Annotated in this window: 7 protein-coding genes and 1 pseudogene; 4 read left to right on the top strand and 4 right to left on the bottom strand. The window is 58.9% G+C overall.

The window, feature by feature from the left end:
- From VNX23_RS07050 to VNX23_RS07035, 4 genes are all read right to left on the bottom strand, one after another.
- A partial coding sequence (locus VNX23_RS07050) for an IS110 family transposase (RefSeq protein ID WP_325628492.1) occupies positions 1-323 on the bottom strand: 323 nt, incomplete at its 3' end.
- Between the two features lie 222 nt (positions 324-545).
- Entirely contained in the window at positions 546-1,028 is a 483-nt protein-coding gene (locus VNX23_RS07045; protein WP_325628491.1) for an adenylate/guanylate cyclase domain-containing protein, read from the bottom strand.
- Positions 968-2,326 carry an adenylate/guanylate cyclase domain-containing protein gene (locus VNX23_RS07040; RefSeq protein WP_325628489.1) on the bottom strand — a complete coding sequence of 453 codons (1,359 nt, stop codon included), beginning with the start codon at positions 2,324-2,326 and terminating at the stop codon, positions 968-970. The genes VNX23_RS07045 and VNX23_RS07040 overlap by 61 nt, the downstream gene beginning before the upstream one ends.
- Positions 2,327-2,614: 288 nt before the next feature.
- Entirely contained in the window at positions 2,615-2,839 is a 225-nt protein-coding gene (locus tag VNX23_RS07035; RefSeq protein WP_325628487.1) for a potassium channel family protein, read from the bottom strand.
- A 196-nt stretch (positions 2,840-3,035) separates the two neighbouring features.
- Here VNX23_RS07035 and VNX23_RS07030 point away from each other — a divergent pair, with 196 nt between their 5' ends.
- From VNX23_RS07030 to VNX23_RS07015, 4 genes and pseudogenes are all read left to right on the top strand, one after another.
- A complete protein-coding gene (locus VNX23_RS07030) occupies positions 3,036-3,275 on the top strand; it encodes a hypothetical protein (RefSeq protein ID WP_325628485.1) in 240 nt (79 codons plus the stop codon).
- A gap of 404 nt (positions 3,276-3,679) precedes the next feature.
- Positions 3,680-4,438, top strand: a pseudogene (locus tag VNX23_RS07025) (adenylate/guanylate cyclase domain-containing protein); the annotation flags it as partial.
- Positions 4,439-4,473: 35 nt separating this feature from the next.
- Positions 4,474-4,776 (top strand): hypothetical protein, encoded by a 303-nt coding sequence (locus VNX23_RS07020; RefSeq protein ID WP_325628483.1) that lies wholly within the window; start codon positions 4,474-4,476, stop codon positions 4,774-4,776.
- 69 nt (positions 4,777-4,845) lie between these two features.
- Positions 4,846-5,715 (top strand): GNAT family N-acetyltransferase, encoded by an 870-nt coding sequence (locus VNX23_RS07015; protein WP_325628481.1) that lies wholly within the window; start codon positions 4,846-4,848, stop codon positions 5,713-5,715.
- Positions 5,716-6,021 lie beyond the last annotated feature (306 nt).

Genomic DNA, 6,021 nt, shown 5'->3' with positions numbered 1-6,021 from the left:
CCCGCCCGCACCATTTGCGCGATGCCGCGCGCATCATTGCGGTCGGTCTTGTTGATTTGCGCCTTCAGCATCGCCTGCATGTGCCGGGTTTCGACACAAACCACCGGTAACTCAGCTTCGGCAAGAGCGCTGAACAGCCATTGCGATAACGGCCCGGCTTCCAGTCCGATCCGCTTGAAGCGGTAGGCCGGCTTACCCAGAACCTTCAGCAGAGCTTCAGGCTCGCTCGCTACCTTCACTTCCTTCACGATCCTGCCCGTATCATCCACAATGCAGATGCTGGTCTCCTTGACCGATACGTCCAATCCCCCAAAATGCTCCATGCTGCGCTTCTTCTTCTGATGCTTGAGGCCGTAACCAAGGACCTCGTTTCACCATCAGCCTGAAGCGCAGCACCCAAAATCTTCAGCTATCCACAAGCTGGGCCGGCCGATTACCCCCATCTTTTGGAGAGAAGCGGACATCAGATGGTAGGCGTTACCTGCTGGCTCAGTCGAGAATGACCCATAAGCGACATCAGCGCCTCATAGCTGACCGCTCGGCGACTATTTCTCGATGTGCCACGACCTGTCCCAGTTTTGAGACAGTGGATTTGCTTTGAGGCCTTCGACGCGCGTGAGCAGCGCCGTTGACGGCCCATCACCGGGCAATGCCTCGAGCGCTTCGTTAAACGCGTGAAGTGCATCGTCCCACCGTCGTTCGCGATAGGCCGCCAGCCCTTCCAGGTAACTCGTACGCAACGTCAATTGTTGTTGCGTGGGCTCGCCTTTGCGTCCAAGGATCTCAAAGATGACTTCGGAATGGGTGTGGCCCGCGACCACGACCCGATCGATCTCGCGAACCTCGATGGCGGCGCCCGCCGCCTCGATGGTTCTTTGGGAGAAGAGATTGCGGGTGCCGTATAGTTTGTTCGCCCCTTCCAGACGCGAGGCGAGATTCACCACGTCGCCCATGACCGTATAGCTCATCATGACATCGGAGCCGATGCTGCCGACCAGCGCTTCGCCAGTCGCCACGCCGATCCGCAAATCGCACGTCTCCATCGGAGTGCCGCGTACACCAGCAACTCGGGAATTTCCCGGCGCAGGGTCGCGATACGTTCGATCATCTCGAGGGCAGCTAGGCAAGCAAAGCGAGCATGGTCCGCCTCGTCAACGAACGGGGGCCCCCAATAGGCCATGATGCCATCACCGATATACTTGTCGATGATCCCTCTGTTGGCCCGAATCGGTTCAGACATGATGGAAAGGTAGCGGTTCATGACCTTGACCAGACCTTGCGGGGTCATGCCTTCGCTCAAGCTCGTGAATCCTTTGAGATCGCAGAACAAAACCGTCATCACCCGGCGCTGACCCTCCGCTGCTGTCAGGTTCGGGCGATCGATCAGCCCTTCGACGACGCGGGGATCGATATATTTGCCGAATGTTTCACGGACGCGCTGGTTGTCGCGCAGTTGTACGACCATCCGGTTGAACGCGCCGGCCAGTTGCCCAATCTCGTCGCTCGTCGTCACATCGATCGATTGATCGAGCTGGCCTGCCTCGACGGCCCGCGTCCCTTCAAGCAATTGCCGGACCGAGCGAATGATGCCACCGCTGACAAGGTTGGCGAAAATTAACCCGACGATCGCGACAAGCAGCGTCACGGCCGCCGAGGTCAGAACCGCCTTGGTCTGTTCCGACCTGATGGTGGCGACGGCCCCATAGCTCACCTTCATCATTTCATTGCGAACGGTCTCGATTTTTTCATTGAGTTCGTCGCGGAGCGCGTCTACGCGCTCAAGGCCGTGTCTCACCGCGGCGAGGTCTCGCGCATCAAGGGCCAGAAGCAGGTCTTTGGATTCCTGCTTCAGGTGATGGCGGAATTCGTTCGTCAGGCTATCGATCCGGCTCTCGACTCGCGCCAACCCCGCATTGTCTGAGGGCGTGCTGGTGTCGTCAATGATCGCATTGATGAGCTTTCGCGCGGCCAGCGCCTCGCTGTCGACATCGGCATCCTTGGCATCGTAAAGCTGCTTGCGGGTCTGGTACCCGATCTCGTCGGGCGGTTCCTCCATCTTCGCGATCACCATGCGGCGGAGCGCAAGAGCCCGTTCAAGCGACAGGAGATTGATCCGCGTCAGATGCGTATTGGCGGGTATGTACCTTGCCGTTAGCTCATCGAGCAGATGGCCTACCCGCCCGACCATTACCATCGACAGGACCGACGTCGCCACCATGAGGATGATCAATCCGACGGCGATCGCGACGATACGCCGTCTGATCGATTGCTTGACCACCGATCCGGAGAATTTCTTCAGGTTCTGAAAAGTAAGAGTGCTGGACATCGCATTATCCTCCGTGGAGAGGTCAGATGATTTCGTCCAGAACTCTCATCTTATCTAGTGGGAAAGGTCGCTTGCTTTTGATCCAGGTCAACCAAAACCCTTCAATCTCCCTACGGCCGCTATTGGCACGAAACGGACATCCCGGCGTAGCATCGCGATGTCCGCTATCAGGGGATGAACTGACCTAGCTCAGATGCGATCCGACTTCCGTTTATGACCCCAAACCGTCATTTCTTTTCGGATTTGAGGATTTACTGTTCGTGACCGACGGTGCGGGACAAATGCTGCTCAAGAGCGGTGACGGTGCTCAAGCTCCAGCGTGACGAGGCGCGCCAGCAGTGTTGCTGGATAGAGTTGGCCGATGATCGATTCGATATTGGCGAGACTGCGTGCAACTGGATGCAGTGGAATGATGTCGCCATAGCCGACCGAGGTCAGAGTGACGAAACTGAAGTAGATTAGGTTCGCGGCTATGGCAAGATTGTCCGAGGGGCGGAAGGCCGGTAAACGCACTGGGGTCGAGCAATGCTGCGAAGCAGAATAGCGCCACGAAAATTAGTCCAATAGTGAGGTAGAGCAGAATTGCACCAACGATGCGATGAAAATTGACCTTCCCCGGTGCGAACACGGCGCGGGCGACAACGATAGCAAGCGTCAGGCCGGCAATCAGCCAAGCTGAGGCGTCGAGGTAGATATCGATCGCCGATGGGTGCCGCAGCCGAAGTATGGTTGCGACCACGACCAGCACGACGGCAAACAATGTTGCCGTCAGCGCCGCTACGCTCCCAGATACGACGAACACGGCGACCACCAGCACGAGTCCGAATGCAAGCCCGAAATGGTGCGCTCCGAAAACGCCGACAGCCTGCAGCGGCCCAATCACAAACATCAGTACCGCCAGCATGACGGTCAGCGCTGTCAGCAGCGGATCGGTCAGGCGTTCCCGTAGCCGATCGAATTCTTTTTGGTTCATGCTGCGCCTTCGACTTACTATGGATCGCCTACGCATATAGCGGAAGAAAAAGATACGGCCTATTGGAAACCGGTCGGATCGATAAGGCTAGTCAGAAAAATTCTGGGTGCTGATGGCGCACATGCTTGCCATGGAATGTCGGGTCGTGGCCCATCGCGTCATCTCGCGCGCGCGAAACAATCAGGTCGCTTTCGGAGAGAAGCGGACATCAACTGGCAGGCGGGGCCGGCTGGCAAAGTCGCGAATGACCCAAAGCGGCGACTACCCGGCATGGATCAGGCTTCCGGTCCTGCCCGTGGCTGACATCCGATTGCACCGCTCAGGATTTGACGACTTAGCCAAGTCGCTGGCCTTATGGTAATAGAACCCGTTGGTGCGCAATGGCTGAGACGCGCAAAATTTCAGCGATCCTGGCTGCCGATGTCGTCGGCTACAGCAGGCTTGCCGGCGCCGACGAGGATCGGACCTTGGCGCGGCTTCGGGCGTTGAGGAGCGATCTGATCGATCCGACCATTGCCGTTTATCACGGGCGCGTGGTCAAGCGGACCGGCGACGGGGCCCTGGTCGAATTCCGCAGCGTCGTCGAGGCGGTGCGCTGCGCGATCGAGGTGCAGAACGGCATGGTCGAGCGAAATGCCGGCCTGCCTGTCGATCGACGCCTCGAATTTCGCATCGGAATTCATCTAGGTGATATTGTCGAGGAGAGCGACGGAGACTTGATGGGCGACGGCGTCAATATCGCCGCACGTCTAGAGGGTATCGCCACGCCTGGGGCCATCTGCCTGTCGGAGGATGCGTACCGGCAGGTGAAGACGCGGCTCGATCTTTCCGTCAACGATCTCGGGGCGGTTTCGCTCAAGAATATCGTCGAACCGATCCGGGTCTACTCGCTCGAGGTCGGTGCTACCCCTGCGGCGAGCAGGGTGTCGCAAGACACGGCGAACTCTCCGGGCCGGGCGCCGGAACGGCCGGATAAACCGTCCATCGCCGTTCTGCCCTTCCAGAACATGAGCGGCGATCCCGAACAGGAGTATTTCGCCGATGGCATGGTCGAGGACATCATCACCGCGCTATCGCGGTTCAAGTCATTGTTCGTGATCGCACGAAATTCCTCGTTCACCTACAAGGGACGCGCCGTCGACAGCGTCTTAGTCCGCTCGATCCGCTTGGGCACTTGACGAAGTTTGGTTTCGCTCTCGCGCACCTGCAGTCGGGACGCTACGAGCAGGCAATAGAGTGGGCCGACGAAGCGCTCATCCAGAAACCCGGTTTTATCAATGCAATGATCGTCCGAACGGCGGCCTGCGGCCATCTCGGTCTGCGCGAGCAAGGGCGTGTATGGATCGAGCGGATCCATCAGGCCGCGCCGACACTGACCATAAACGCGATCAAAGACTTCCTTTCGGTATTTTTCGTACCCGAGGCGCTTGCCTGCCAAGTCGACGGCCTCGCCAAGGCCGGGATGTCGCCCCAATGACCCATGCATTGCCTTCTTTCGACCCCCGGTAAGCCGGTAGCCGGCCTTTAACAGCGGAGCAATCACATCATGAGCACTGTTCTTCGTCCGGGCACGCCGACCGATGCCGCGGCCTGTGGCGCTATTTGCTATGATGCCTTCAGAGCCATCGGTACCGCCCACAATTTTCCGCCGGACTTTCCCTCGCCGGACGTCGCGATTGGAGTGCTCGCGATGCTGCTGGCTCATCCCGGCTTCTACTCGGTCGTGGCGGAGAGCGACGGCCGGATCATTGGCAGCAATTTTCTCGACGAACGATCGACCATCGCCGGTGTAGGACCGATCACGGTGGACCCGCAGAAACAGAATCGTGGCCTGGGCGGACACCTGATGAAGAACGTTCTGGATCGCGCCGCAGGGCAGAACGCAGCCGGCGTACGCCTCCTCCAAGCCGGCTACCACAACCGTTCGCTCTGTCTCTATACCAAGCTTGGTTTCCGGACCCGTGAACCGATATCGGTCTTTCGGGGGATTCCGCCGCGGCAATCTCTCGACGGCTACGAAGTCCGTCGGGCTACGGCCGCTGATCTGTCCGCTTGCAACCAAATCTGCCGTCAAGTCCATGGATTTGGTCGCGCGGGCGAACTGCGTGACGCGATTGCGCAAAATGGCGCATCGGTCGTCGAGCACCTCGGCCGCATCACGGGCTACACGACCGGCATCGCATTCTTCGGCCACAGCGTCGCAGAGACCAACCGTGAACTAATGGCCCTGATTGGCGCTGCGACCGATTTCGGCGGACCCGGATTTTTGCTGCCGACGCGCAATCACGAGGTGTTCAACTGGTGCCTGAAGGCCGGCCTGAAGCTCATGTTCCAGATGACGCTGATGACGGTCGGCCTCTACAGCGAGCCGGCAGCTCCATATATGCCTTCCGTCCTATTGAGCGATCGTGCATGATGCAACAGCGCGGGCTGGGGTTCGGCATCGTCCGCAGTGACCCGAAATGCGACGTCCGCACCGGAACGGGAAAGGTCGCTTCGCCGCGAAACTTTCGCTCCGCATGTCCCTGCTTATTGTCAAGAACGGCACGGTGTGTGATCGCTGCCGCTATTAGCGAAGTAGGACGCCAGTCACCGCGCCGATGGAGAAATCAATGACTAAAGTAAAAGTTGCCGGGTTCGGTGTCTCGCTTGATGGCTTCGCTGCGGGAACCGCTCAGAGTTTAGATCATCCGCTTGGTTTGCGTGGCGAGGAGGTCTTTCA

Source organism: Bradyrhizobium sp. (genome assembly GCF_035570375.1).
In the GTDB taxonomy this organism is placed as follows: domain Bacteria; phylum Pseudomonadota; class Alphaproteobacteria; order Rhizobiales; family Xanthobacteraceae; genus Bradyrhizobium.
Note: the sequence above shows the minus strand (reverse complement) of the source record. Positions and strands in the feature narration are given on the sequence as shown.

Bases quoted from the DNA above. Each gene is read 5' to 3' on its own strand.
- VNX23_RS07015 (WP_325628481.1), top strand. From the start codon at position 4,846: ATGAGCACTGTTCTTCGTCCGGGCACGCCGACCGATGCCGCGGCCTGT.
- VNX23_RS07040 (WP_325628489.1), bottom strand. From the start codon at position 2,326: ATGTCCAGCACTCTTACTTTTCAGAACCTGAAGAAATTCTCCGGATCG.